Annotated in this window: 19 protein-coding genes; 4 read left to right on the top strand and 15 right to left on the bottom strand. The window is 65.3% G+C overall.

The window, feature by feature from the left end:
- Positions 1–177: 177 nt before the first annotated feature.
- The 5 genes from VGG51_06615 to VGG51_06635 all read right to left on the bottom strand — a co-directional run bounded on the left by VGG51_06615 (position 178) and on the right by VGG51_06635 (position 4,445).
- Positions 178–1,236: a zinc-binding alcohol dehydrogenase family protein gene (locus tag VGG51_06615; GenBank protein ID HEY1882695.1), complete on the bottom strand. Its 1,059-nt coding sequence runs from the start codon at positions 1,234–1,236 to the stop codon at positions 178–180.
- Positions 1,233–2,060 (bottom strand): methyltransferase domain-containing protein, encoded by an 828-nt coding sequence (locus VGG51_06620; protein HEY1882696.1) that lies wholly within the window; start codon positions 2,058–2,060, stop codon positions 1,233–1,235. Before VGG51_06620 ends, VGG51_06615 begins: the two co-directional genes overlap by 4 nt.
- Positions 2,060–2,902 carry an NAD(P)-dependent oxidoreductase gene (locus tag VGG51_06625; protein HEY1882697.1) on the bottom strand — a complete coding sequence of 281 codons (843 nt, stop codon included), beginning with the start codon at positions 2,900–2,902 and terminating at the stop codon, positions 2,060–2,062. Before VGG51_06625 ends, VGG51_06620 begins: the two co-directional genes overlap by 1 nt.
- Positions 2,899–3,393: a DoxX family protein gene (locus VGG51_06630; GenBank protein ID HEY1882698.1), complete on the bottom strand. Its 495-nt coding sequence runs from the start codon at positions 3,391–3,393 to the stop codon at positions 2,899–2,901. Before VGG51_06630 ends, VGG51_06625 begins: the two co-directional genes overlap by 4 nt.
- Positions 3,394–3,455: 62 nt before the next feature.
- Positions 3,456–4,445, bottom strand: coding sequence for a divergent polysaccharide deacetylase family protein (locus VGG51_06635; GenBank protein HEY1882699.1), 990 nt, complete (start codon positions 4,443–4,445; stop codon positions 3,456–3,458).
- A gap of 61 nt (positions 4,446–4,506) precedes the next feature.
- Here VGG51_06635 and VGG51_06640 point away from each other — a divergent pair, with 61 nt between their 5' ends.
- Complete coding sequence (locus VGG51_06640) at positions 4,507–5,271, top strand: 3-hydroxyacyl-CoA dehydrogenase (GenBank protein ID HEY1882700.1); 765 nt, start codon at positions 4,507–4,509, stop codon at positions 5,269–5,271.
- Positions 5,272–5,278: 7 nt separating this feature from the next.
- Complete coding sequence (locus tag VGG51_06645; protein ID HEY1882701.1) at positions 5,279–6,175, top strand: hypothetical protein; 897 nt, start codon at positions 5,279–5,281, stop codon at positions 6,173–6,175.
- Between the two features lie 6 nt (positions 6,176–6,181).
- Here the strand turns inward: VGG51_06645 and msrA are convergent, their stop codons facing one another.
- The 3 genes from msrA to VGG51_06660 form a co-directional block, all read right to left on the bottom strand.
- On the bottom strand, positions 6,182–6,817 hold the full coding sequence (msrA, locus tag VGG51_06650; GenBank protein ID HEY1882702.1) for a peptide-methionine (S)-S-oxide reductase MsrA: 636 nt from the start codon (positions 6,815–6,817) through the stop codon (positions 6,182–6,184).
- 46 nt (positions 6,818–6,863) lie between these two features.
- Complete coding sequence (locus tag VGG51_06655) at positions 6,864–8,780, bottom strand: S9 family peptidase (GenBank protein HEY1882703.1); 1,917 nt, start codon at positions 8,778–8,780, stop codon at positions 6,864–6,866.
- Positions 8,781–8,873: 93 nt separating this feature from the next.
- Positions 8,874–9,158 carry a WGxxGxxG family protein gene (locus tag VGG51_06660; protein HEY1882704.1) on the bottom strand — a complete coding sequence of 95 codons (285 nt, stop codon included), beginning with the start codon at positions 9,156–9,158 and terminating at the stop codon, positions 8,874–8,876.
- Positions 9,159–9,238: 80 nt separating this feature from the next.
- Between VGG51_06660 and VGG51_06665 the strand changes: the two genes are divergently transcribed.
- Positions 9,239–13,288, top strand: a complete 4,050-nt coding sequence (locus VGG51_06665; GenBank protein ID HEY1882705.1) for a DEAD/DEAH box helicase — start codon at positions 9,239–9,241, stop codon at positions 13,286–13,288.
- Here the strand turns inward: VGG51_06665 and VGG51_06670 are convergent.
- The 7 genes from VGG51_06670 to VGG51_06700 all read right to left on the bottom strand — a co-directional run bounded on the left by VGG51_06670 (position 13,255) and on the right by VGG51_06700 (position 20,707).
- Positions 13,255–13,899, bottom strand: coding sequence for a hypothetical protein (locus VGG51_06670; GenBank protein HEY1882706.1), 645 nt, complete (start codon positions 13,897–13,899; stop codon positions 13,255–13,257). The genes VGG51_06665 and VGG51_06670 overlap by 34 nt on opposite strands.
- A 64-nt stretch (positions 13,900–13,963) precedes the next feature.
- Positions 13,964–14,629, bottom strand: a complete 666-nt coding sequence (locus VGG51_06675; GenBank protein ID HEY1882707.1) for a hypothetical protein — start codon at positions 14,627–14,629, stop codon at positions 13,964–13,966.
- Positions 14,626–17,709 (bottom strand): hypothetical protein, encoded by a 3,084-nt coding sequence (locus VGG51_06680; protein HEY1882708.1) that lies wholly within the window; start codon positions 17,707–17,709, stop codon positions 14,626–14,628. Before VGG51_06680 ends, VGG51_06675 begins: the two co-directional genes overlap by 4 nt.
- A 46-nt stretch (positions 17,710–17,755) precedes the next feature.
- Positions 17,756–18,154, bottom strand: a complete 399-nt coding sequence (locus tag VGG51_06685; protein HEY1882709.1) for a hypothetical protein — start codon at positions 18,152–18,154, stop codon at positions 17,756–17,758.
- On the bottom strand, positions 18,151–18,792 hold the full coding sequence (locus VGG51_06690; protein HEY1882710.1) for a DUF5671 domain-containing protein: 642 nt from the start codon (positions 18,790–18,792) through the stop codon (positions 18,151–18,153). The genes VGG51_06685 and VGG51_06690 overlap by 4 nt, the downstream gene beginning before the upstream one ends.
- Before the next feature lie 2 nt (positions 18,793–18,794).
- Positions 18,795–19,268 (bottom strand): hypothetical protein, encoded by a 474-nt coding sequence (locus tag VGG51_06695; GenBank protein ID HEY1882711.1) that lies wholly within the window; start codon positions 19,266–19,268, stop codon positions 18,795–18,797.
- Positions 19,265–20,707: an alkaline phosphatase family protein gene (locus tag VGG51_06700; GenBank protein ID HEY1882712.1), complete on the bottom strand. Its 1,443-nt coding sequence runs from the start codon at positions 20,705–20,707 to the stop codon at positions 19,265–19,267. Before VGG51_06700 ends, VGG51_06695 begins: the two co-directional genes overlap by 4 nt.
- 200 nt (positions 20,708–20,907) lie before the next feature.
- Between VGG51_06700 and VGG51_06705 the strand changes: the two genes are divergently transcribed.
- Positions 20,908–22,479 carry a S53 family peptidase gene (locus VGG51_06705; protein HEY1882713.1) on the top strand — a complete coding sequence of 524 codons (1,572 nt, stop codon included), beginning with the start codon at positions 20,908–20,910 and terminating at the stop codon, positions 22,477–22,479.
- The last annotated feature ends 449 nt before the right edge of the window (positions 22,480–22,928 follow it).

Genomic DNA, 22,928 nt, shown 5'->3' on the forward strand with positions numbered 1-22,928 from the left:
CCGACCGGCTCGACGGAGCCTACGTCGCCGTCGGCCCGGTGCTGCGCGCCTTCGGCGCAAGCCTGAGCTTCGACCGCAAAGATCATCGGCTGCTCGTCCGTTTGCCGCCCCAGGAGAGCATCGTGACGCCGACGCCCTTCAATGCGGCGTTGCCGTCGGTTGCGCCGTCAGCGGTATTCACACCGGAACCGCCGGTGACGCCTCGTCCGGTATGGACCGGCTCCCCGCTTCCGCGGCGAACGCCGCTGCCGTTTTCGTCGCCGAATCCGGGACGATCACGACCTTCCCTGCACCGCCGCGGTTAACGCGCTCGTAGGCTTCGCGCGCGTTCGAGAGCGGAATACGCGCGGCAATTGGCGGCGGGTCGATCGCGCCCGATTCGAAGAGCGGCCCGAACTTGCCGTACATCCGTGCGATCTGGTGCAAGTCGAACGCGGCCGTATTGATGCCGTACAATCGGAGGCGCCGACGGTAAAAGGTCAACAGGTCGAGCGGAGTCTCCCGGCCGCCGAGCACCGCGTAGATCGCCATTCGCCCCCCCTCTGCTAAGGAGGCTGCGAGCTCGGGAAAGACCGACGCGCCAATGCCGTTGAGCGCAACGTCGGCTCCCCGGCCCCCCGTTAGCTCCTTCACGGCGTTGGGCACGTCGTCGAGATCGGATCGCAGCACCGCTTCGGCGGCCAGCCCGTCGCGCGATGCGGTTGAGCTTTTGGAACGAACCAGGGCGATCGCCTTGCCGCCGAGCGCGTGAACCAGGGCAATCGCCGCTCTGCCCACCGCACCGGCCGCGCCGGCGACGATTGCCCACTCGCCCGCGGAGAACCCCGCCGCGTCGACGAGTGCGCTCCACGCGGTGACGAAGGGCACGCCGGCCACGGCGGCCTGCTCAGGCGAAAGGTGCGCGGGACGCGCGATGACGGCATTCTCCGGGAGGACCATGTGCTCGGCGTGCGATCCATCGGCGGTCATTCCCAGCACTCCGCCGCCCGAGCCCCAGACCCGCATTCCGATGTATTTCGGATCGCCGTCGATCACGCGTCCGGCAAAGTCTCGGCCGGGCGTGCGGGGCAGAGTCACCTGCGGGAAGCGTCCGAGCGCGACGGCGATATCGCTGGGGTTAACGCCCGCCGCCTCGATTTCGATGCGGACCGATTGCGGCGGCAGCGCGACGTCGGCGATCTCTTCGATCCGCAAATCGGCGAGCGAGCCGAAGGCTTCAACGCGCAGCGCTTTCACGCGCGCTCGGTTGCGGGCACGCGCGCGGCCACGACCGGAACCATCCAGACCGCGTACCCCGCGGGATCGCGAATGTTGCCGATCATCTGATTGAAGTATTCGACGGCCAGCTCAGTGCTCACCGCGGTTGCCTCGCCGATCGCCTCGGCGTACCCATCGCGCCACGCTTCGATGATTGCGGCGAAGGTCTCGCGCGGGACGCGCAGCGTATCGACGACGACGTAGTCGATCGCGATCTCCTGCAGCCCGAGCGCCGCGAGCATGCCGTAGATGTTGCGGCCGATGAAAAGGTCGGTGTTGCCCTCGAGTTCCATCGTGGGGGGAACTTCGTGCCAGAAATCGCGCGGATCGAGACGGCCTCGCTGGAAATGCAGCATCCCGTAGTCCTCGGGAATCAGGTGAAGGTGGCCGCCGGGGCGCGTCACGCGCACGAGTTCGGCCAGTACTCGTTCGACCTGCGGAATCGAATGGAGCACGTGCCGGCAAAGCGTCAGGTCGAAGCTGGCGTCATCGGCGTTGAGCGCAAAGATGCTTTGATGCTCGAAGGTTAGCCGGGGCGCGAGGCCGCCGTATCGTTCGCGGGCGCGATCCAAGTGCTCGTTGAGGATGTCGACGGCTAAAACGCTCGCGTCGGGAAAGAGCGTCGCGACGCGCGACGAGATCTCGCCCGTGCCGCACCCGGCGTCGAGGATGCGCGCCTCGGGCGGCAGCGCGTATCGCTGCACGAGCGCGACCTCTTGGGGCCAGATAGCGCGCGCCTGTGCGTCGAGGTTGCGGACCATCGACTCGTCCGCCATCTGCGCCGCCTGAGGGTTGAGATCCATCAGCGTTTTGCAACGGCCGAGAGATCGCGATCGCCCAAGCCGCGATCGGAGACGTTGCGCAGCAACGCTTCGACTGCGTCGACGACCGGCAGACGCTCGTGTTTTGCCGCCCCTTGCATGAGGATCGCGTCTTTACGCGCCATGTCGACGCTCCACATCGGATCGTAGTTGCCCTCGACCATGCGTTTTCCGCGTCCGTGAATTTGTCCGCTGGGGTCGTAAAAATCGAAGAGCTCGAAGGCCTGTTCTCTCGTTAGTCCTTGCTCTTCGCCCATCCGCAGCATGTCGTTGAGGCCGCCGACGACCGTCAGGATCATCGCATTGCCCATCAGCTTGTAGACCGCGGCGAGGTCGGGCCGTTCGCCGAGATAGCGTAAGTCGCTGCACATGCCCGCGAGCGGCTCGCGCAGCCGTGCAAAGAGTGAGGCATCCCCCGAAGCCAGCATCACGCCCTTCGAATCGAGCGCCATCGGCGGCCCCATGAAGACCGGTGCGTGCAGCAGCGAGCGCCCCGACGCACTCAACCGTTCGACGCGTTCGGCAACGCGCTGCGGCAAAACGGTCGTGTGATCGACGATCGGCACGCCGGCAGAAATTCCCGGCAGCGCCGCCTCGAGCACCGCGTCGACGCTCACATCGTCGTTCAAGCAAAAGTGCACGCGCTGCGCGCCTCTGGCTGCTTCGACCGGATCGCTGAAGGCCGTCGCGCCCTCGGCTTCCAACGCCGTCGCCTTTGCCGCCGTTCGGCTCCAGACGCGCACCGGGATGCCGCGCCGCCGCATGCTGCGAACCATCGCCGAGCCGAGCATGCCGGCGCCATAGAACGCGACCGTCTCCATCATGCTTTCACCGGACGGCGCGCGAGCAGATTGAGCAGCGCGACGATCGCCGCGGCGGCGAAGGCAAACCAGACCTGCTCGGGTTGGGTGAGAAACGTCAGATTCAGCGCGTTGTCCAGCGAGTACGCGCCGTTGCCGCCGAACGCGATCGCGAGCGCGCCGGCGACGTAGGCGGCATTGAGTTCCCAGCCGCCCTTACTGATGAAGAAGCCTTTCGTGATGTGCACCGCGCCGACGGCGACGATCATCACGAGGACGATGAGCACCGGCCCGAGTGCACCGCCCAGGCCCAGGAGCGTGAGCAGGCCGCCGCCGGTCTCTCCGAGGGCGGCCATCCATGCAAAAATGATTCCTGGACGAAAACCGAGGCTTTCGAACGTGCCGGCCGTTCCGCGAATTCCCGGACCGCCGAACCAGCCGAAGAGCTTCTGGGCTCCGTGAGCGGCAACCGCCAAACCCACGATCACCCGAACGATCAGAAATGCGATGTCCATGCTTCCTTCCTCTCCGGGTTTACGTCGCGATAAACCCGCCCGCGAAGGCGGAGGTTTACGGGTTAGCGATCTCCCTTGCCGACCAGTTCCCGGGCGAGGACGAAGTGAATGCCGGAGGCTTCCAGCTGCGGCAGGAGCGCCTCGACGGCGGCCAGCGTCGTCGGTTTCGGATGCCCGATCGCGATCGCGCTGCCGGTCTCGCGCGCGATGCGCGCGGCTTCGAGAAGCTGCGCCTCGCTATACGCGACGTCGGCACGATTATCAAGAAAGACGTTGCGCGCCGCCGTCGGGACGCCCATCTCGCGGGCGGTCGACTCGCCGACCGACGCCGCGTTCGTGCGGGAATCGATGAAGAAGAGTCCGTGCTGCGAGAGCACGCCGATGACGTCGTGCATCACGCGCGGATCCGCGGAGGCTTTGCTCCCTTCGTGATTGTTGACGCCGCCGGCGAGCGGAACTTGCGCGAGATCATCTTGAACCTGCGCGACGATCTGCGCGTCGCTCATCTCGGTCGTCACCTCGCCGGGGCCCGGGTTCATCCCCGAGAGCGTCTCCATCGGCAGATGAAGCATTACGCCTTTGCCGGCAGCGGCGGCCTCGTGCGAGATCAGATCGCCGTATCGCACGTGCGGTAAGACGGAGAGGGTTACGGGAACGTTGAGCGCGACGAAGCCGCGTTCGGTCCGCAGCCACTGCCCGCAGTCGTCGACGATCAATGCGAGCTGCGGCCCGTTTGGATTCTCGCTGACCGACGGCTGCGGCGCGGGAGCCAGCGATGCTTCGGGTGACGGTGAAGCCGTCGCTGCGAGCGGCGATTCGCTGGGCGATTCGGCCGGCGAAAGCGTCGGCTCGGCCGCCGGCTCCTCGGTGGCTTCCTCGCTAGGTGCCTCGGAAGGCTCCGGCGTGACGATCTCGGCGACGTGGCGCGGCTGAACCGGGCCCTTCGGACGAAGTAACTGCCAACCGGCAAAAGCGGCGAAGAGTACGAGCGCGATAAGCGCGACGCTGCGACCCGCACGCGAGCCGGGGCGACGTTTTGATTTCCTGGGCACCGGCTGAACTTCTTTCGGCAATCCAGGATATCACCCTCGGCAAGCTGTAGCATTGCGAGCTATGCACTTACAAGGACGCACTTTTTTGGTCAGCGGCGGAAGTTCCGGTCTGGGAGCCGCTTGCGTTACCGAGTTCGCCGGAGCCGGCGCCAACGTCGTGATCGGCGATATCAGCGAACGCGGCGAAGAGCTCGCCCGCGAGCTCGGCGGTAACGTACGCTTCGTGAAGACCGACGTTACCGATTCGGCTCAGGTTCAGAACGCGGTCGATACGGCCGCGCGCGAGTTCGGCGGGCTCAACGGCGCGATCTGCTGCGCCGGCATCGCGACGGCCGAGCGCGTGATTGGACGCGAAGGCCCGCTGCCGCTCGAACGCTTCACCAAAGTTATCACCGTCAATCTGATCGGAACGTTCAACGTCATCCGTCTGACGGGAGCGAAGATGATCGAATTTCCGGTCGAACCGGGGGAGGATCGCGGCGTCATCATCTGCACGGCCTCGGTTGCCGCGTACGACGGCCAGATCGGACAGGCCGCCTATGCGGCCTCAAAGGGCGGAATCGTTGGGCTCACCCTGCCGGTCGCGCGCGAGTTCGCGCAGCATCAAATTCGCGTCTGCAGCATCGCCCCGGGGATCTTCGATACGCCGCTGCTCGCCGGGCTGCCCGAAGCCGCGCGTGAGTCGCTCGGGAAGCAGGTTCCGTTCCCGTCGCGCCTGGGACGGCCGGCTGAATACGCGCACCTTGCCCGGCACATCGCGGAGAATCAAATGCTTAACGGTGAAGTGATTCGCCTGGACGGCGCGATCAGGATGGCGCCGCGCTGAGCGTTTCGTGAAAACCGTACTCTGCGCCGGGCTGATGCTGCTCGGCCTCTCGCTCGCGTTCGTTCCGTCGCACGCGGTCGCCGTCTCGCCGGCGACGCGCGCCACACCGATTCCGCTACCCTCTCCGGATCGGCTGCTCTATGAGATTCGCCGGCAATTCCGCTCGCATCGGCCGCCGCCGGTGTACATCACGTACACGCTGATCCGCAAGCAAACGCTCGACGACGGCTATCCCGATCTGCTCAACAGTTACACCTATCACATCTGGTGCCGGACGACCGATCGTGCCGCCCTGGGGCGGCGCGTCTACCACGGCTCGTCGCGCGGCACGCTCGAGTTTCTCCGGCCGTCCTTTAACGAGCCGTGGGATCCGGGGCCGCCGACCGCCGATCTCTTCGAACCTGCGCCCGTCCATCCGCACACGAACCCTCGCGAGTTCGTGCCGACGCCCGAGCCGACGGGCAGCCTGCCGCCGCTCATCGCAGTCGTTACGGTCTTGGGTGAGTTCGATTATCGCGTGACCCGGATCGCCAACGAGGGCGACGAGATCCACGTAAGCCTTCAGGCGCGCCGGGACCCCGACCGCAATCGCTTGCGCGAACTCTACGTCGACGCAAAGACGCTGGAGCTGCGCGAAGTCGTCGCGACCGACAAGCTCTACGACGAGGGCTCCGACAAAAAGGTCTATCCGATGCTCTTCACGGTGACGCTCACCTGGATGCACAACATGCCGATCGTGACGCACATCCACGGTACGCCGACCTATCAGCAGGACGCCGATTATCTTGGGCGCGACGCGACCGTCGACTACGACTTTACGGACATTACGTTCCCAGACGCGTTACCCGCCTGGTACTTCGATCCGCGCTCGTACGCCCAGCACGGGGACGACGCGCCGAGCTAAGTTCGGCTAACTCGGATCCGGCGCGTTGGGTTTGACGAGCTGCGGATAATCCTGGCGCAGGACCTTGAGTTTCGGAAGGTCGTTGACGACGATATACGGATTCTGCGGATTGTGCAGCGCGTAGTCCTGATGGTACGCCTCGGCCGGATAGAATCCGCGTAAGGGAGCCACGATCGTTACGATGCGCGACGGATAGGCGTGCGTCTGGTCCAAGTGCGCGATCGCCGCGACCGCCGTACCGTGCTGCTGCGCGGTCGTGTAGAAGATCTCGGAGCGATACTGCGTGCCTTGGTCGGGGCCTTGGCGATTGAGCTCCGTCGGATCGTGCGCAACCTTGAAATAGACGTCGAGCAGCGACTTGAACGAGATCTTCGCCGGGTCGTAGGTGATCTCGACCGACTCCGCGTGGCCGGTCGCACCGGTGCTCACCGTCTCGTACTGCGCTGTAGAGGCTTCGCCCCCCGCGTAACCGGCAACGACGCGATCGACGCCTTTGAGTTGCCCGAAGACGAGCTGCATGCCCCAGAAGCAGCCGCCGGCGAGTACGACGCGCTGGTCGTTCGACGGCGCCGCCGCCGGAGCGGGGGCGGACGCGGCGATGAGAAGTCCGAGAAGAAGTACGGCGCTAAGAAGACGCTTCATATCCTCTTAAACGCCGAAACCGGGGAATTGGATGACCCTTCGACACTCAGGGTGACACCGTGAGGTATTTGGCGAGCCAGTCGAGCCACAGCTTCGTCAGCTCGGCCGACTGCCGCGGGCCGTCGGGCCCGTGCGTGCTCGCCGGGAAGACGGCAAAGCGAACCGGCACATGGTTCTCCGTGAGGGCGTGAAAGAGCGCGTACGCCTGCGTAATCGGGACGACGGGATCTTGCGTCGTGCCCCAGATCAGCGTCGGCGTCGTTATCTGCGCGTAGTACGTGATCGGCGAGTTCTCACGGTAGATGCGTTGCCCGTCATCGGTCCAGGGTGAGGCACCGAGCGGATAGCGATCCTGCACGTTGGACGTCGAGAGGTTGTATTCGTCGAACTCGCTATTTACCGCCGCGCCGGAGATCGCCGCGCGCCAGAAGTGTTCGTGCCCGATCAGCCACGACGTCAGCTCTCCGCCGTACGACCAGCCGGAGACCGCGACGCGCGTGGAGTCTACCTCAGGGCGTTGTTCGAGCGCCGTCAAACCGGCGAGAATGTCGGAGCTCGGGCCGGCGACGGTGTCGTGCACGATCGCCGTCATGTAGGCGTTGCCGAGGTTGTCGCTGCCGCGGTAATTCGGCTGGAAGACGACGTAGCCGCGCGAAGCGATCATCTGCGCGAGCGGCCACTGCTCCCAAACGAAATCCCGCGAGTTCGAGAGCCCGGGCCCCCCGTGAATCAGCAGTACGATCGGATACTTCCGGCCCGGTGCGGCGTTGGGCGGATCGGTCACGACCCCGCCTTCGGCGAATCCGCCCGGGCCCGTCCAGCGAAGCTCGCTCATCGGCCCGGTGGCGACGCCGGCGAGAAAGTCGTTGTAATGCGTCACGCGGCGCGGGCGATTCGATCCCGTGCGCAGCGTGTAGAGCTCGCGCGCGCTCGCCGGCGTCGTTGCAATGAACGCGATCGTTCCGTCGTGCGCGACGCTCGCCGCCGCGCCGCCGTCGAAGGTGCTGCTCGAGTAGGGATCGCAGATCGGATGGATCTCGCCCAAGGGGATCGGGCTTGTGCTGCCGTCAGGCTTGGCGATGAAGAAGAGATTGCGCGTTTCGCTGGCCGCGCAGAGCAAGAGGCGGCCGTCGGGAAGCCAGAGCGAAGCGGCGATGTTGCGGTCGAGGCCGCCGGCGAAGGCGTCGTCGCGATCGCCGGTGCGGATGCGCACGGTCGTTTCGGCATTGAAGTCGCCGCCGTGCGGATACCAATAGGCCAGGCGCGAGCCGTCGGGTGAATACGATGGGCTCAGCTCGAAGGCGGCGTGCCCGGTGAGCTTGCGCATCGCGCCGCCGTGCGCGTCGATCTCCCAGAGCGTCGAGTACTCGTCGTCGCCGCTGAACGTGTTCGCGACGCGCGTGATGACGATCGAGCGGCCGTCGTGCGTCCAGGCGATCTGCGGCGAGAAGATCCCGCCGGGATCGGTCGGGGCGATCGTCCACGAGCCGCCGGTAAGCCGGCGCGCCGACCCGCCATTCGCCGAGACGATCCAGAGATGTTCGGGCGGCGTCAGCGCGGTTGCCGTGTAGTCGTTGTCGCCCGCATAGAAGAAGGGGGCGTCGTCGTGCTGATCGGCGGCGACGAAGGCGAGCTCCCGGCCGTCCGGGCTCCAGGCCTCATCGACGACGTCACCCTTGGCGTTGCTGAGCTGTCGCGAGCGGGCGCCTTCGCGGACGAAGAGCTGGTGCTCCTCGCCGGAGCCCTGCGCGAGGTAGGCCAGCCGCGCGCCGTTGGGCGACCAGCGTGGAACCGCGACCTCCTTACCTCGCAGGATCGTGCGGGTTTTGTTCGCGGGCAGGTCGAGGACGGCTAAACTATTGACGTAGGCGTCGTGTTTAACGTCTTGCGTGATGACGATGAAGGCGACGCGCCGAGCGTCGGGTGAGATCGCCGGCCCTTCCAGGTCGACGAGCCGGCCCATGTCGGCGAAGGTGAGGACGGGCAGCGCGGCATCGGCCGGCCGCAGAGCGGCCAGCAGAAAAGCCAGCGCGAGCAGGACGCCGCGCAGGTTACGTCACGTCCGCTTACGCAAACCGAGCAGCCCCAGCAGCCCGAGAATTCCGATCAAACCCCAGTCCCCGCCGCTACTGCTGGAAGAAACGACTTCGGTCTCGCCCGGCGTCTCACCGGGATTTGGGCTCTCGAACGGGCTGGCACTCTCTTCGGGGTTCTCCGTGGCTAAGGGATTAACCGTCGCCGACGGCACCGTCGATGCTTGGTCCATCTGCGCGTCCGCTACGCGCGGCACGAATGCTATTCCGAGTGAGAGCAGGGCAAATAGTGCGATGCTGTTTCTCATAAGACTTCTTCCCCCGCATATCGAGCAGCCGCACCGGTCTATCCCGGAGCGCGGCGGCCCATGTGGAATAGATTGCTCGGATGCGTGAGTTTTTCCACCCACTGGTGCAAGAGTGGTTCGACGCGGCCTTCACCGCGCCGACCGAGCCTCAAACCCGCGGCTGGCCGGCCATCCGCGCCGGCGGCGACGTCTTAATTTCCGCGCCGACCGGCTCGGGTAAGACGCTCTCGGCCTTCACGCTCTGCCTCGACGATCTCGTCCGCCGAGCGGTCGCCGGAACGTTGCCCGAGCAAACGCTCGTCGTCTACGTTTCTCCCCTGAAGGCCTTGACCAACGACGTCCGCGAGAACCTCGAGAAGCCGCTTAGCGCGTTGACGATGCTGGCGATCGAGCGCGGCATAGGAATGGCGCCGATTCGCACGGCCGTACGCACCGGCGATACGACGCCGGCGCAACGCCAGGGCATGCTGCGCAAGCCTCCGCACGTGCTGGTGACGACACCGGAATCGCTCTTCATCCTGTTGACCGCTGAAAAATCGCGCGCGCTCTTCGCAAGCGTGAAGACCGTCATCGTCGACGAAATTCACGCCATGGCGGCCGACAAGCGCGGCTCGCATCTGGCGCTGACGCTCGCACGGCTGGATTACCTGGTCGAACAGAGCGGCGCGCGCAAGCCGCAACGCATCGGACTCTCGGCGACGGTGCGGCCGCTCGAAGACGTCGCCCGGTTCCTGAGCGATCGAACGACGACGGTCGACGTCGGACACCGCCGCGAGATGGAGCTGCGCATCGAAGTCCCCAGCGACGAGCTCGGTCCGGTCGCGAGCAAAGAGATGTGGGGCGAGATCTACGATCGCGTCGCCGAGCAGATCCGCGCGCATCGCACGACGCTGATCTTCGTGGGCACCCGCCGGATGAGCGAACGCGTCGCCTTCGCGCTCAACGAGCGTCTCGGGGAAGGCTTCGTGATGCCGCACCACGGCAGCTTGGCGCGAGAACTTCGCTTCGACGTGGAGCAGCGTCTGCGCGACGGTCAGCTGCGAGCCGTCGTCGCCACCGCATCGCTCGAGCTCGGGATCGACATCGGCTCGGTCGACCTGGTCGTGCAGCTCGGCTCGCCGCGAGCGATCGCGGTTGCGCTGCAGCGCGTCGGGCGCTCCGGCCACTGGGTGGGCGCGTTGCCCAAAGGCATCTTCTACGTCACGACGCGCGACGAACTGATCGAGTGCGCGGCGCTCGTGCGCGGGATTCGCGCCGGCGCGCTCGACGCGCTCGAGATCCCGAAAGCGCCGCTCGATATCCTCGCGCAGCAGATCGTCGCCTCGTGCGCGCAGCACGAATGGGATGTCGACACGCTCTACGCGGTCGTACGCGGCACCTTCGCCTATCGCGCGCTCGAGCGCAGCGACTTCGATGCGGTCGTCACGATGCTCGCCGACGGCATCGCGACCTCGCGCGGGCGCAGCGGAACCTTTTTGCACTACGATCGCGTCAACGGCAAGCTCCGAGCGCGCCGCGGCGCGCGGCTGGCCGCGATCACGAGCGGCGGTGCAATTCCCGATACCGCGAACTTCAACGTCATCGTCGAGCCCGAAGGGCACGTGATCGGTTCGCTCGACGAGGATTTTGCCGTCGAAAGCATGGCCGGCGATATCTTCCTGCTGGGCACGAACTCGTGGAAGATCCGGCGCGTCGAGGCCGGCGTCGTTCGCGTCGAGGATGCGCACGGCGCGCCCCCCTCGATCCCGTTCTGGAACGGCGAAGGGCGAGGACGCACGATCGAGCTGTCGCGCGAGGTCTGCGCCGTACGCGTCGCGATCGACCAGCGCCCCGACGAAGCGGCGATCGCGTGGCTGCAGGAAGAGTGCGCGCTGGATTCGGCCGGCGCCGAACAGGCCGTAGCGTACGTGCGCGCCGGCAAGAAAATTCTGGGCGTCGTGCCGACGGACCGCACGCTGGTTGCAGAGCGCTTCTTCGACGAGGGCGGCGGGATGCAGCTGATCCTGCACACGCCCTTCGGCGCGCGCATCAACCGCGCGTGGGGGCTCGCGCTGCGCAAAAAGTTCTGCCGTTCCTTCAACCTCGAGCTGCAGGCGGCCGCGACCGACAACGGCATCGTGCTCTCGCTGACCGATCAGCACGCGTTCCCGCTCGACGCCGTCTTCGAGTTCGTTCGTTCGGCCAGCGCCGAGCAGACGCTCACCCAAGCCTTGCTTCCGGCGCCGATGTTTGCCGCGCGCTGGCGCTGGAACGCCACGCGGGCGCTCGCGATCCTGCGCTTCAGCGGCGGGCGCAGAGTGCCGCCGCAGCTGATCCGCATGCGCGCCGACGATCTGGTGGCGGCGGTCTTCCCCGATCAAGCCGCCTGTCCCGAAAACCTCACCGGGCCGATCCGCATTCCCGACCACGTGCTCGTGCGCGAGACGCTCTCGAACTGTCTGCACGAAGCGATGGATCTCGATGGCTTCATCGCCATCCTGCGCGAGATCGAGGCCGGCTCACTGCAGACCGTGGCAATCGATACGCCGGAACCCTCGGTCTTCTGTCACGAGATCCTCAACGCCAATCCCTTCGCCTACCTCGACGACGCCCCGCTGGAAGAGCGGCGGGCGCGCGCGGTGCAGCTGCGCCGCACGATGCGCGACGACGTCGACGGCGCCGGCATCTTGGATGCAGCGGCGATCGCGCAGGTTGCCGAGGAATCGTGGCCGGTCGTGCGCGACGCCGACGAGCTGCACGACGCGCTCTCGACGCTGATCGTCATGCCGCCCGAGCCGCAATGGAAGGCCTGGTACGAGGAGCTCGTTGCGCAGCGGCGCGCGATGACCGTCGCCGGATTCTGGACCTGTGCCGAGCGGCTCGACCTTGCGCGGGCTGCCTACGAAACGCGCAGTGAAAACCGCGAGGAGGCGGTCACCGAGATTCTGCGCGGCTGGTTAGAATCGAGCGGCCCGATGACGGTCGCGCAGATGGCATCGCGTTTGCAGATCGACGGCGCGGCGATCGAGGCGGCGCTGCTGCGCCTCGAAGCGCAAGGCCAGGTGCTGCACGGACGATTCCGCAGTTCGACGCCGGACGAGCAGTGGTGCAATCGCCGCGTGCTGGCGCGCATCCACCGGCTCACCGTCGGGCGCTTGCGGCGCGAGATCGAGCCGGTTACCGCCGCGCAGTACATGGCGTTTTTGCAGCGCTGGCAGCACGTCGCGGCAAGCTCGCGGCTGCACGGCATCGACGGAACGCTGCAGATCGTGCGCCAGCTCGAGGGCTACGAAATTCCCACGGTCGCGTGGGAGGGGCAGATTCTCCCGGCGCGCGTCGCCGGCTACAAGCCCGAGTTTCTCGACCGGCTCTGCTACTCGGGCGACGTGATGTGGGGGCGCCTCTCTGCGCATCCCGCGCTCGAACCGCGCGAGGTTGAAAATTCCCGCCGCGTGCGGCCGACGCGGCTCGCGCCGATCTCGCTCTTCCTGCGCGCGAACGCGCAAGAGCTGATCGTTCGCCGCAAGGATCCCGGCGACGCGCTCTCGCACGCCGCGCGCGAAATTCTGGCGACGGTCGAAGAGCTGCGCGCGCCGTTTTTTGCCGAGATCGTTCGCGCAACCAAACGTCTGCCCAGCGAGGTCGAGGAGGCGCTCTGGCAGCTCGTCGCCGCCGGATTGATCACCGCCGACGGCTTCGACGCGCTGCGTTCGCTCAGCGATGCGAAACGCCGGCTCGGCGAACGGGGGCTGCGCGCGCGGCCGCGATCTTCGAGCGGCCGCTGGACGCCTTTGCAGGCCGCGACCCCCCGGATCGACGTCGAAGGCTTCGCACGCCGGCTGCTCGCGCGCTGGGGCGTCGTCTTTCGCGACGTGATCGCCCGCGAGTCCCTCGCGCCGCGATGGCGCGAGCTTTTACTCGTGCTGCGCCGGATGGAGGCGCGCGGCGAGATTCGCGGCGGGCGGTTCGTCGCCGGTTTCGTCGGCGAACAGTTTGCGCTGCCCGAAGCCGTCGACGCGTTACGCGCGGTGCGCCGGACCGGCGAGAGCGCGCAGATCCGCGTCGGCGCTTACGATCCGCTGAGCCTTGCGGGAATCATCGTGCCGGCCGAAGAGAGTCAGCACTTCGTGCCGGTCGCCTTACCCGGATAGATCTCGACGACGGCGGTCGCCGCGCCGGGAATCTGCACGCCTCTAAGCAGGGTTCCGACCCCGCCGATAACCCCGCCGTATTTGCCTTTGCTCGCTTTGGCATAGCAGGGGCCGAAGTTGAACGGGATACGATAGATTACGGCCTGACCGTAAACGGTGTAAGGTTTGTGGGGATCGATCTGCTTGCCGGTGAGTCCGCCGCCGGCCTCGACGTTGTTGCCGAACGACGTGCCGCCTTGTATCGCGAGCTGCATGTAGAAGATCGGCATACCGCTGCCGAGGCTCGGCATGTGATCGTAGTTGGTCGTGCTGCTCGTCAGCTCGAGCTTCACCGATGGATTCGCCGGCGGGTACTTAATCGTTCCGCCAAAGCCGCCAAATGCCGGGACGCACAACGAACCGCCTTTGGTCGAAAGGGTCTGCGTCAGCGAAGCGTACTCTTTGGTGGTCTTCTGCCCCTTACAGTCTGGGGGAACGAGGTCGGGTGTGACGGCAGTTTGGCCGAGCGCGCCTGCCGGCAAAAGCGCGGAACCGTGCTGCGCGCACGCCGCGAGCGCAATCAACGCTACGGCAGCCGACGAACCGCGCAAGCAGCAACGAAGAAACGACATCAGATAAGATCCTTTCGCCGGCGAGGTGCGCTACGGTTTCGCCGGGGATCGGAGGGAACCTCGGTTAGCCCGAGGTTCCCTCGCATTCTTGCGAGACTTGCGCGCCCGGATAGATCTCGATAACGCCAAAGCCGTTGCCGGTAACGATCGCGTTGTCGAAGAGCGCGCCGATGTTGGGCAGCAGCCCGCCGTTCGCGCCGCTCGTGGCGACGCTGTAACAAGGCGTGAACATGAAGACCAGATGGCCGACCGCGACCTGGCCGAAGGCCGTATAGGACTGGCCGGGAGTGAACTTGTTGCTTTCCAGGCCGCCCTTGGCCGCGACGGTCGCACCGAAGCGCGTGTTGTCGTGGAAGTGCAGATTCAAATAGAGCAGCACCGCGCCGGAACCGAACTCGGGCTGGTTGTAAAGGTTCGTTATGGTAAGGCGATTCGTCAGCTTGACCGATCGGTCGACGCTCGGATACTCTAACGAGCCCCCAAAGCCGCGAAACCGTCCGATGCACAGTGCGCCGCCGTGCACTTTAAGATTAGTGAACGTCTGAACGTAGCCTTTGCGCCGGTCTTGCCCCGGGCAGGTTGGCAGCCTGCCGGCCGCAGGCCGTGGCGGCGATACACTTCGTATTCCCGAAACCGCCGTGCTGCCGGGCGCCGGAAGCGTATCGCCGCTTCGCGCACAACCGGCAACCAGCATTGCAACGGCAATTGCGTAAATATAAAAGCTCCTCAATGCGCACCCATTCCTTTCAAACGCGCCTCTCCGGCGGTGGCGAGCGCCGATAGGTCGCGATATGTGTCGTACTCCGCTGCCGTCGGTTTCGCGTATGAGTTTTCAAGCGAATTGAGAAGGAAGGCAAGCTGCTCGCGTATTCTCGTCCCGTGCATTACGTCGGCTTCGCTGGAGTGATTGTCCATCGCCAGCAATTGCGCAACTTCGTCGTTCACGGCTGCAGATACTTCCGTACGCGCAGTGAGTGCCGACGCTACCGTGCGATCGAGTCGGTCGATTGTTGCGACGATCTGCTGCTCGAGTGCAAGGCGCGCTTGAAGATCGTTGATCGTCGCGTGAATCCGCGGGTCGAGTCGCACGCTGACCGGCGCGCGCAACGTTTGAGCGCCGTAGTGCAGCACGGCGGTGTAGGACCCCGGCAGGATCGTGGGACCGTCGGCGTTGTCGGGCCAGTCGTCGGTGAAGTCGGGGCGCCAGCCCGGCACGTCGTACGCGGGCGGGTAGTGCATATCCCATTGAAATAAATTGATGCCCGAAGCGGCGACGGTTATTCGTTCGATGGCCCGCGCTCGCGATTGGTTGGCGTCGAGGTTATCCTCTTGCTCGGGCGTGAGCTTGCGCTCGTGCGGATTCTTGGGATGCAGCGCGAAGCTGCGAACCGTCGCGCCGTTGGCGTCGAGGAAGCTGAGCGTTAGCGGGGTCGTTCCGTTATAACCCGCAGGCACGTTGAAGTACACCGCCGTTCCATATGCGGGATTTTCGCCGAACTCGGGGATTCCGCTGGCGCCGCCGTAGGCATTCGAAAGCCACGACGCTGCGGGCGTAAAGAGCTGGAGGTTTGTAACGGACTGCGACGGCTCGTGCGCGAGCTGCCGCAGCAGCGTGACGTTATCAAGAATCCAAAAGGCGCGCCCGTGCGTCGCGGCCACGAGCTCGTCCTGGCGCACGTCGACGGCGAGGTCGCGCACCTGAACGCCGGGCAGATTCAGCGTGAGCGGCTGCCAGCTTTGGCCGCCGTTGAGGCTGACGTACGCCGTGCTGCGCGTCCCCGCAAAGAGCAGGCGCGGCTCGAGCGGATCCTGACGGACGAGGAAGACGTATTGGTCGGCCGGCAGTCCGCCGGTCAACGGCGTCCAATGCGCGCCGTAGTCTTCGGTTTCGTAAACGTAGGGATGGAAGTCGTCCCACATGTAGCGCGACGCAGTAAGATACGCCGTGCCCTTTTGCGTGTGCGAAGGCTCGATCGAGCTGATCTGCGCCCACTGCGGAAGATCCGGCGGAGTCACGAGCTTCCAGTTGCCGCCGTAATCGGTCGTCACGTGTACGAGACCATCGGCAGAGCCCGCCCAGATAATGTTCGCATCGAGCGGCGAGACCGCAAGCGACGCGATATCGGGGAACGTTTCGGCGCCGGTCTGATCGAGGAAGATCGGCCCGCCGGTTGGGCCTTCGGTCGACGGATCGTTGCGGGTGAGATCTGGGCTGAGGATCTTCCACGTCTGCCCGTGATCGAGGCTGGAGAAGACGACTTGCCCTGCGACGAGCAGCTCGTGCGGATCGGCGGGTGAGAAGAAGATGGGGTGCGTCCAGCCGAAGCGGAACTTCGTCTGAGCCGACGAGGCGCCGGCCATGTAGCGCGGCCACGGGCTGACATTCTTCTCGTCGCCGGTGATGCGGTTGAAGCGCACGAACGAGCTGTAATAGCCGCTTCCGTACGTGACTTGCGGATCGCCCGGTTCGGGCGCTACGAAGGTGCTCTCGCCGAGCGCGACGGTGTGCCATTCACCAGGGCCGATGCCGGGCCCGACCGCGGCGCTGGGGCCTTCGAAGGCGCCTTCGTCCTGCGAGGCGCCGAAGACGTGGAACGGAAACTGATCGTCGAGCGCGACGTGGTAGAACTGTCCCGTCGGCTGGTTGTGTTCGCTGCTCCAGTTCGCGCCGCCGTCGACGGAGACGGTACCGCCGCCGTCGTTGCCGACCAGCAGCGTCGCCGGCCGCCGCGGATCGATCCAGATGATGTGATTGTCGCCGTGCGGCATATCGATGTTGGAGAAGGTTTTGCCGCCGTCTTTGGTTTTGTAGACGCCGTCGACTTCCGGCGCGTAGGCGACTTGCGGATTGGTGGGGTCGGCGTAAATCGCGGTGTAATAGAAGGCCCGCTGGCGCAGCTTCATCTCCGAGTTCGTGCGCCGCCAGGTCGCGCCGCCGTCGTTGGAGCGGAAGATACCGCCGTCGAGATCCTGCACGGTCGCATAGACGACGCGCGGGTTGCTCTGCGCCACCGAGACGCCGATCTTACCGAGCGTACCCGTTGCAAAACCGCGATTGGAGGAGATCTTCGTCCAGTGCGCGCCCGCGTCGGTCGTCTTGTAGAGCCCGCTTCCGGGGCCGCCGCTGGTCAGCTTCCAGGGGACGCGCTGCGCTTGCCACATCGCCGCGTAGACGACCGCGGGATTGCGTGAGTCCATCGCCATATCGGCGCCGCCGGTTTTCTCGTCTACATAGAACACCTTTTTCCACGACTTCCCGCCGTTGGTCGTCTTGAAGATGCCGCGCTCGGCGTTCGGGCGAAAGACGTGGCCCATCGAGGCCGCATAGACGATGTTGGGGTCGCGCGGGTCGATGAGGAGCTTGGCGATCATGTGCGTGTCACGCAGCCCCGCGTACGACCAGTTCTTGCCGCCATCGGTCGTCTTGTAGACGCCGTCGCCGCTGTCGAAATCGCCGCGGATATCGGACTCGCCGGTGCCGGCATAGATCACGCTGCTGTTGGACGGCGCGACCGCGAGCGCGCCGATCGCGGTCGCGATGCCCGGCAGCTTCCCGTCGGTGATGTTCGTCCAACTCAAGCCGAAGTCGGTGCTCTTCCAAACGCCGCCCTCGACGCCGCCCATGTAGAAGATGTCCTTGCCCGGGACGCCGTCGACGGCAACGGAGCGGCCGCCGATGTACGGGCCGATGCTGCGCCAGGTGAGCTTGCCCATCAACTGCGCGGCCGGAGTCTTCGACTCTGCGGCGTTGACGGCGGAAGGTGCGATGCAAATGAAGGCCGCGAGTGCGGCAAGTTGCAGACGTCTCATTTGCAACGCGTCGTTCGACGCGGCCTCGACGGACTCCTAAGATGTTTTACAGCGTCGAATCGACGCGCGCGCCGACATCGAGGCTGTAGCAGTACCGTCCCGCGGGATGATGCCAGGACGACGGCGCCATCATGCCGGTACTCGGCGTCGGAAGCGCGAACGTGCCGCAAAGTTGGTAGCGCTCGCTTGTTAAACGGCGATATTCGTAGGGTTTTCCGGTTGCCGGATCGCGTAGCGGCGAGTCGTAGGCTGCCGGCAGCAGTTTCCCCGCATCGGTGTAATCGTCGTGCAGCCCCGCCGCGATGGTACCGAGATCCGCGACGCGCTTGCGATCGAGCGCTTCGGCGCGCGCCCGGCTCGGCGGCCCGATCGAAACGAACGCAGCCGCAACGACGGCGATGACGATCGCAACCGCCGCGGCCGCGATGAGGCGCGACGCCGTCACGGGTTGCGCTGTTTGGGCGGATCGATCGTCAGCAGATAGTAGGCGAAGATCCCGCCGCCGATCAGGAACAAGGCCAGCGTATCGAGGATGAAGTGCGCGGTAAGATGCCCGAGAATCCAGGCCTGAATCGTCAGCGCCGCGTCGATGAGGATCGTGATGGCCGAGAGGACGAGCGCGATATAGGTCAGCCAGCGCCGGATCGGCGAGTAGTACAGCTCGGGCCGCCGCGTGAGCTCGCGCTGGATCAGCGCGTGGATGACGACGAAGACCGGAAACGTGACCACGATGATCGCGATCTGCCAGGCGATGTCTTCGCGCAGCGACGAAGCCGTTGACACCGAGAGCTCGTCGGGGAACCATCGCTTCACCAGATCGTCCCAGATCTGCCAGAGGGCGACCGTCCAGAAACCCAGCGTGATGAAGTTGAGCAGGTAGAGAAACGCATCGCGCGCGTTCTCGACCGAACCCGGGCGGCTCGGGATCGGGACCTTCAACGCGTCGGCGTAGTAGTCGGAGAGGGCGCGGTAGATGCGCCGTTCCGACCAGCCGTTCTGGCGCAGCACGCCGACGAGCGACTCGTCGGGAACGCCGTGTTCTTTGGCCTTACGCAGAAAGGGAAGAAGTATATCGTCGGCCATGCTTATCGCCCCGAGTCCAGTGCGGCCGGCATGCCGTCATGGATGCACTTGCCGTAGCCCGCGATCGCCTCGTCGCTGTTGAGATCGACGTACTTCTCGCACGAGCGCCCGAGCGCGAGGATCGCCGGATACGTGCGCAGCCGGTCGTTCAGGCGCTGGTGTGAAACGCGAGCGGCGAAGCACGCGCGCAGTCCGGATACGTCGTAGGCCGGCGTCGGGACGGGCATCAAATCTTTCGAGCCGGCGAAGGCGCGACGTTGGGTTAGCGCCGCGCCGGTCTGCTTCACGTACATCCGGGCGTAACAGGTGTTGATGGCGAGCACGTGCTTGAGAACGTCGTCGTCGCTTGCGGTTTTACCACCGCAGGCGGCAACCGTGGCATTGACGAGCGCGAGGCCGAGGGCTCGGACTTTCACGCCGGTGAGGTTTCGCAGCGGCCAAGCGAGCGCCTTTCGCAGCGGTGCGATCGTCTTCATGGCGGGCCGGTATAGCCGGGCTTGTAGGGCGGCCCGACACCGCCCGGGAGAATCAGCGGCGGCCGCGGCGGCGCCGCAAAATCGAAATCCGAACGCAGATCGCCGAGCCCGGGCGCGTTTTCAGCGATGCTCGCGCGCGGATCGGGCCGGTGGTCGCGCGCGGGATCGATGCGTTGCCCATTGAGAAAATCGTCTTCGATGAACTTGACGTAGGCGTCGTGACTGAGCGTCTGGTGATCGATGTAGCCATGGCGCGCGTAGGCGCTGATTACGAGGCCCGGCACGCGCAAGCCGTAGCCGAAATAGTTGACGTTGGGCGGCGCGACGTGGTCGTAGAAGCCGCCCCAGTCGTCCCAGCTCAGAAAGATCGCCGTCGAATCCCAGTAGCGGCTCCGCATGACGGCGTCGATCAGCCCGACGACGTAGGCTTGCCCCGTGCTGACCAGCCCGGGCGGGTGTTCGCTGTAGCGATTTGAGGGCGTGAGCCAAACGACGCTCGGCAGCGTACCCTCGCGAAGATCGCGGAAGAAGAACGAGGTGTCTTTCACGTTGCCGGTCTCGCCGTCTTGTTTGACGTCGGTAAACGACGGCAGCGGATTCCAGATACCCGGCGTACGCGCGCTCTGCGGTCGCAGGCTGCAGCTGCTCTGATCGTTGATGCAATCGGGCTCGAAGCCGTCCATGACGTAGTACGCCCACGAGACGTGGTGCGCGTGGAGCAGATACGTGAGATCGGTCCACGGATAGTCGGGCCGCCCCCGACGCTGCGGATCCTTCGCGGTGAAGAGATCGCGTGGAAAGTCGTCGTCGTTGAAATAGGTGCGTTCGGGCTTGCAGCTGGCCGGGTCGCCGATCTTCGCGCAGCTGCCGGCCCATTCCGAAACCATGTAAAGATGCGCGGGAAGGCTCCACGAGCGAACCGGTTCGAACATCCGATCCTGCAGAACGAAGCCGTGCGCATACGCCCAATAGTCGGGCAGCTCGGCCTGTGTGTGATAGCCCATCACGCTGCGCTCGTGACCCTTGACGGCGCAGGTCGGAATATCGGTTGGGCAGCCGCCGGTGCGATTGGCCGCGCGCATGACGGCGATGAAGCCGTCCATCTTCCCTCCGTCGATCGCCAGATCCGCGGCTTTCGCGCCGTGGGGACCGCCGGTATTTTCGTCGGTGCTGTCGTGATACGGGCGCACGCACGCGGTCTTCGAATCGGGAATGCAGACCTGCGGGAGGCCGTCGCGCATCGGAATGCCGTCGGCGCCGGGATAGGTGCCGAAATAACTATCGAAGGAGCGGTTCTCCTGCATGACGATCACGACGTGTTCGATCTTATGAATACCGCCGTCTGGGGAGATGGCCCGCGCTGCGGCCCCGATGGCCGCAACGTCGCCCGTGAGGAGCAGGGCGAGCACGGCGACGCACGGCAGCGCCCGGCGAAGCATGAAAGCCGCGGTTCGCAATCGAAAGGCAGAATCCCCAGGCAAGCGATTCAAAAAAACACGACTGTTAAAAGTAAGGAGCACGCAGGATGCGTTTCCCAGTATCTACTTGTCGGGCCCTGGGTTTTGCCGCAGTGACCGCCATTCTCGCGGCTTGCTCGAGTGCCGGAACAAGTTTAGCACCATCCGCTGGTTCGACGCAGATGCAGGACCTCGGACGCGCAACCGACACGACGCGCGTTAACCTCGCCGTCGTTCTCAACTACCACAACGAAGCCAAACTGGATCGGCTCATCGAGGCCCAGGGTACGCCGGGCTCGGGGAGTTTCCATCACTTCTTGACGCCGCAGCAGTTTGCGCGCGCGTTCGGTCCGACACAAGCGGACTACGACGCGACGCTCGAGCAGCTGCGCGACGCCGGCTTCACAATTACGCACACCTTCACGAACCGAACAACGATCGATGCGAGCGCCCCGGCCCCAGCGGCCGAACGGCTGTTCTCGACGGAGATTCACGTCGTTCGCCGCGCCGACGGTCAGACGCGGTACATGAACGTTCGTCCGGAGACGATTCCGGCAAACCTCGCCCGCACGGTCTACGCGGTCGTCGGACTCGACAGCGCGCACTCGCTGCGTCCGCAGTACGTGTTCAAGCCGGGGCATCACATCGTGCCGGCCGGTCAGGTACGGCGCCAGAGCAAGCCGCCGCTCTTTGGGCCCGACTCGGGCTACGGACCGGGGGTTTATCGCGTCGCGTACGGCGTCCCGAAGAAGTTGACCGGGACGGGCCGCGCGACGGCGTTCGTCGGAGACGCAGACTTCCTCGATTCCGACGTCAGCGCATATCTCTCGTACTTCCAAGTCAATCGCACGGGCCCGGCGACGACGCGCGTGCTCGTTGACGGCGGCCCGCCGCCGGGGCTCTCCGGCGACTCGGTCGAGGCGACGCTCGATGTCGAGACGCTCGTCTCGATCGCTCCGGGCACGGCGATCTATGCATACGAGGCCCCGCAGGCCTCCGATCTGCGCTACTTCACCGACATGTACACCCAGATCGTGCAAGACAACATCGCCGATACGGTCAACACGAGCTACAGCGAGTGTGAAACCGCCTTCATCCCGTCGTTCCCGAAGGCGGCCGACCAAATCTTCAAGCAGGGCGCGGCGCTCGGCATCACCTTCCATTCATCGACGGGTGACGACGGCACGCAGACCTATGGGTGCAACGGCAGCCAGCCGACCGTGGGAACGCCGGCGGACGCGCGTCATCAAGTTGCGATCGGCGGAACGACCATGGACGTCGATCACACGACCGGAAAAGAGACGAGCGAAGTCGGCTGGAGCGATTTCACCGGCGCCACCGGCGGCGGTGTCTCGATCGTCATGCGCCTGCCGAAATATCAGAAGGGCATCACGAACGTCATCAAGAGCGGACGCAACCTGCCCGACATCTCGTTCGACGCCAGCCCCTTGACGGGCGAATCGTTCTACTTCGACGGCTCCTTCCAAGGGCCGATCGGCGGGACGTCGCTCGCATCGCCGATCTTCGGAGCGGGCCTCACCATCATGGATCAGATGGTGAACTCGCGCGCCGGCAACTTCGACCCGAACCTCTACGCGCTGTGGACGAAGAACGGCTACGGCGCGGGCAAGAAGGTCTACCTGCGCGACATCACCTCCGGTTCGATCGGAGCGTATAGCGCTGGGCCCGGTTACGATCAGATGACCGGCATCGGCGCGATGGTCTTCGGCAACTTCGGCAAACTGCTGAAGTAACGCCGACGCACCGAGCGGAGCAAAAGGGGGGCGACCCGTTCGCTCCCCTTTTCTATGTATGTTGCTTCGGGAGCTGTGTCAGCCGCCGTGCTCTTTCCCTTTTACCTCGCGCACTTCTTCGGCTAACTGCATTGCGTACGGATCGCCGGCAGCGATGCCGCGAGAGCTCAACGCTCCCCCCATTTGCGTATTCCGGCTTCGATACGATCGGATAGAGCGATGGCTTCAGCAACGGAACGAGGCCGTTCGCTGGTCCACGATTCGCTGTTGCTTAGCGTCATCTTCAATGCGATGGTCGCAGAGGAAGTGCAGGCGGTTCTCCGGCGGCACCTCGGTAAAAGAAGGGGAAAATGGCGGACGATGCCCGACCCGCTCTGATGGGAAGACGGCGCGGGTCATAAAGTCACCAGGGCGCGTGGCGGTTCAATTCGCCCGCCGGCTGTCTGGCT

This window comes from Candidatus Cybelea sp. (assembly GCA_036489315.1).
In the GTDB taxonomy this organism is placed as follows: domain Bacteria; phylum Vulcanimicrobiota; class Vulcanimicrobiia; order Vulcanimicrobiales; family Vulcanimicrobiaceae; genus Cybelea.

Bases quoted from the DNA above. Each gene is read 5' to 3' on its own strand.
- VGG51_06620 (HEY1882696.1), bottom strand. From the start codon at position 2,060: ATGGATCTCAACCCTCAGGCGGCGCAGATGGCGGACGAGTCGATGGTC.
- VGG51_06625 (HEY1882697.1), bottom strand. From the start codon at position 2,902: ATGATGGAGACGGTCGCGTTCTATGGCGCCGGCATGCTCGGCTCGGCG.
- VGG51_06630 (HEY1882698.1), bottom strand. From the start codon at position 3,393: ATGGACATCGCATTTCTGATCGTTCGGGTGATCGTGGGTTTGGCGGTT.
- VGG51_06640 (HEY1882700.1), top strand. From the start codon at position 4,507: ATGCACTTACAAGGACGCACTTTTTTGGTCAGCGGCGGAAGTTCCGGT.
- msrA (HEY1882702.1), bottom strand. From the start codon at position 6,817: ATGAAGCGTCTTCTTAGCGCCGTACTTCTTCTCGGACTTCTCATCGCC.
- VGG51_06655 (HEY1882703.1), bottom strand. From the start codon at position 8,780: ATGGGCCGGCTCGTCGACCTGGAAGGGCCGGCGATCTCACCCGACGCT.
- VGG51_06660 (HEY1882704.1), bottom strand. From the start codon at position 9,158: ATGAGAAACAGCATCGCACTATTTGCCCTGCTCTCACTCGGAATAGCA.
- VGG51_06665 (HEY1882705.1), top strand. From the start codon at position 9,239: ATGCGTGAGTTTTTCCACCCACTGGTGCAAGAGTGGTTCGACGCGGCC.
- VGG51_06670 (HEY1882706.1), bottom strand. From the start codon at position 13,899: ATGTCGTTTCTTCGTTGCTGCTTGCGCGGTTCGTCGGCTGCCGTAGCG.
- VGG51_06680 (HEY1882708.1), bottom strand. From the start codon at position 17,709: ATGAGACGTCTGCAACTTGCCGCACTCGCGGCCTTCATTTGCATCGCA.
- VGG51_06690 (HEY1882710.1), bottom strand. From the start codon at position 18,792: ATGGCCGACGATATACTTCTTCCCTTTCTGCGTAAGGCCAAAGAACAC.
- VGG51_06695 (HEY1882711.1), bottom strand. From the start codon at position 19,268: ATGAAGACGATCGCACCGCTGCGAAAGGCGCTCGCTTGGCCGCTGCGA.
- VGG51_06700 (HEY1882712.1), bottom strand. From the start codon at position 20,707: ATGCTTCGCCGGGCGCTGCCGTGCGTCGCCGTGCTCGCCCTGCTCCTC.
- VGG51_06705 (HEY1882713.1), top strand. From the start codon at position 20,908: ATGCAGGACCTCGGACGCGCAACCGACACGACGCGCGTTAACCTCGCC.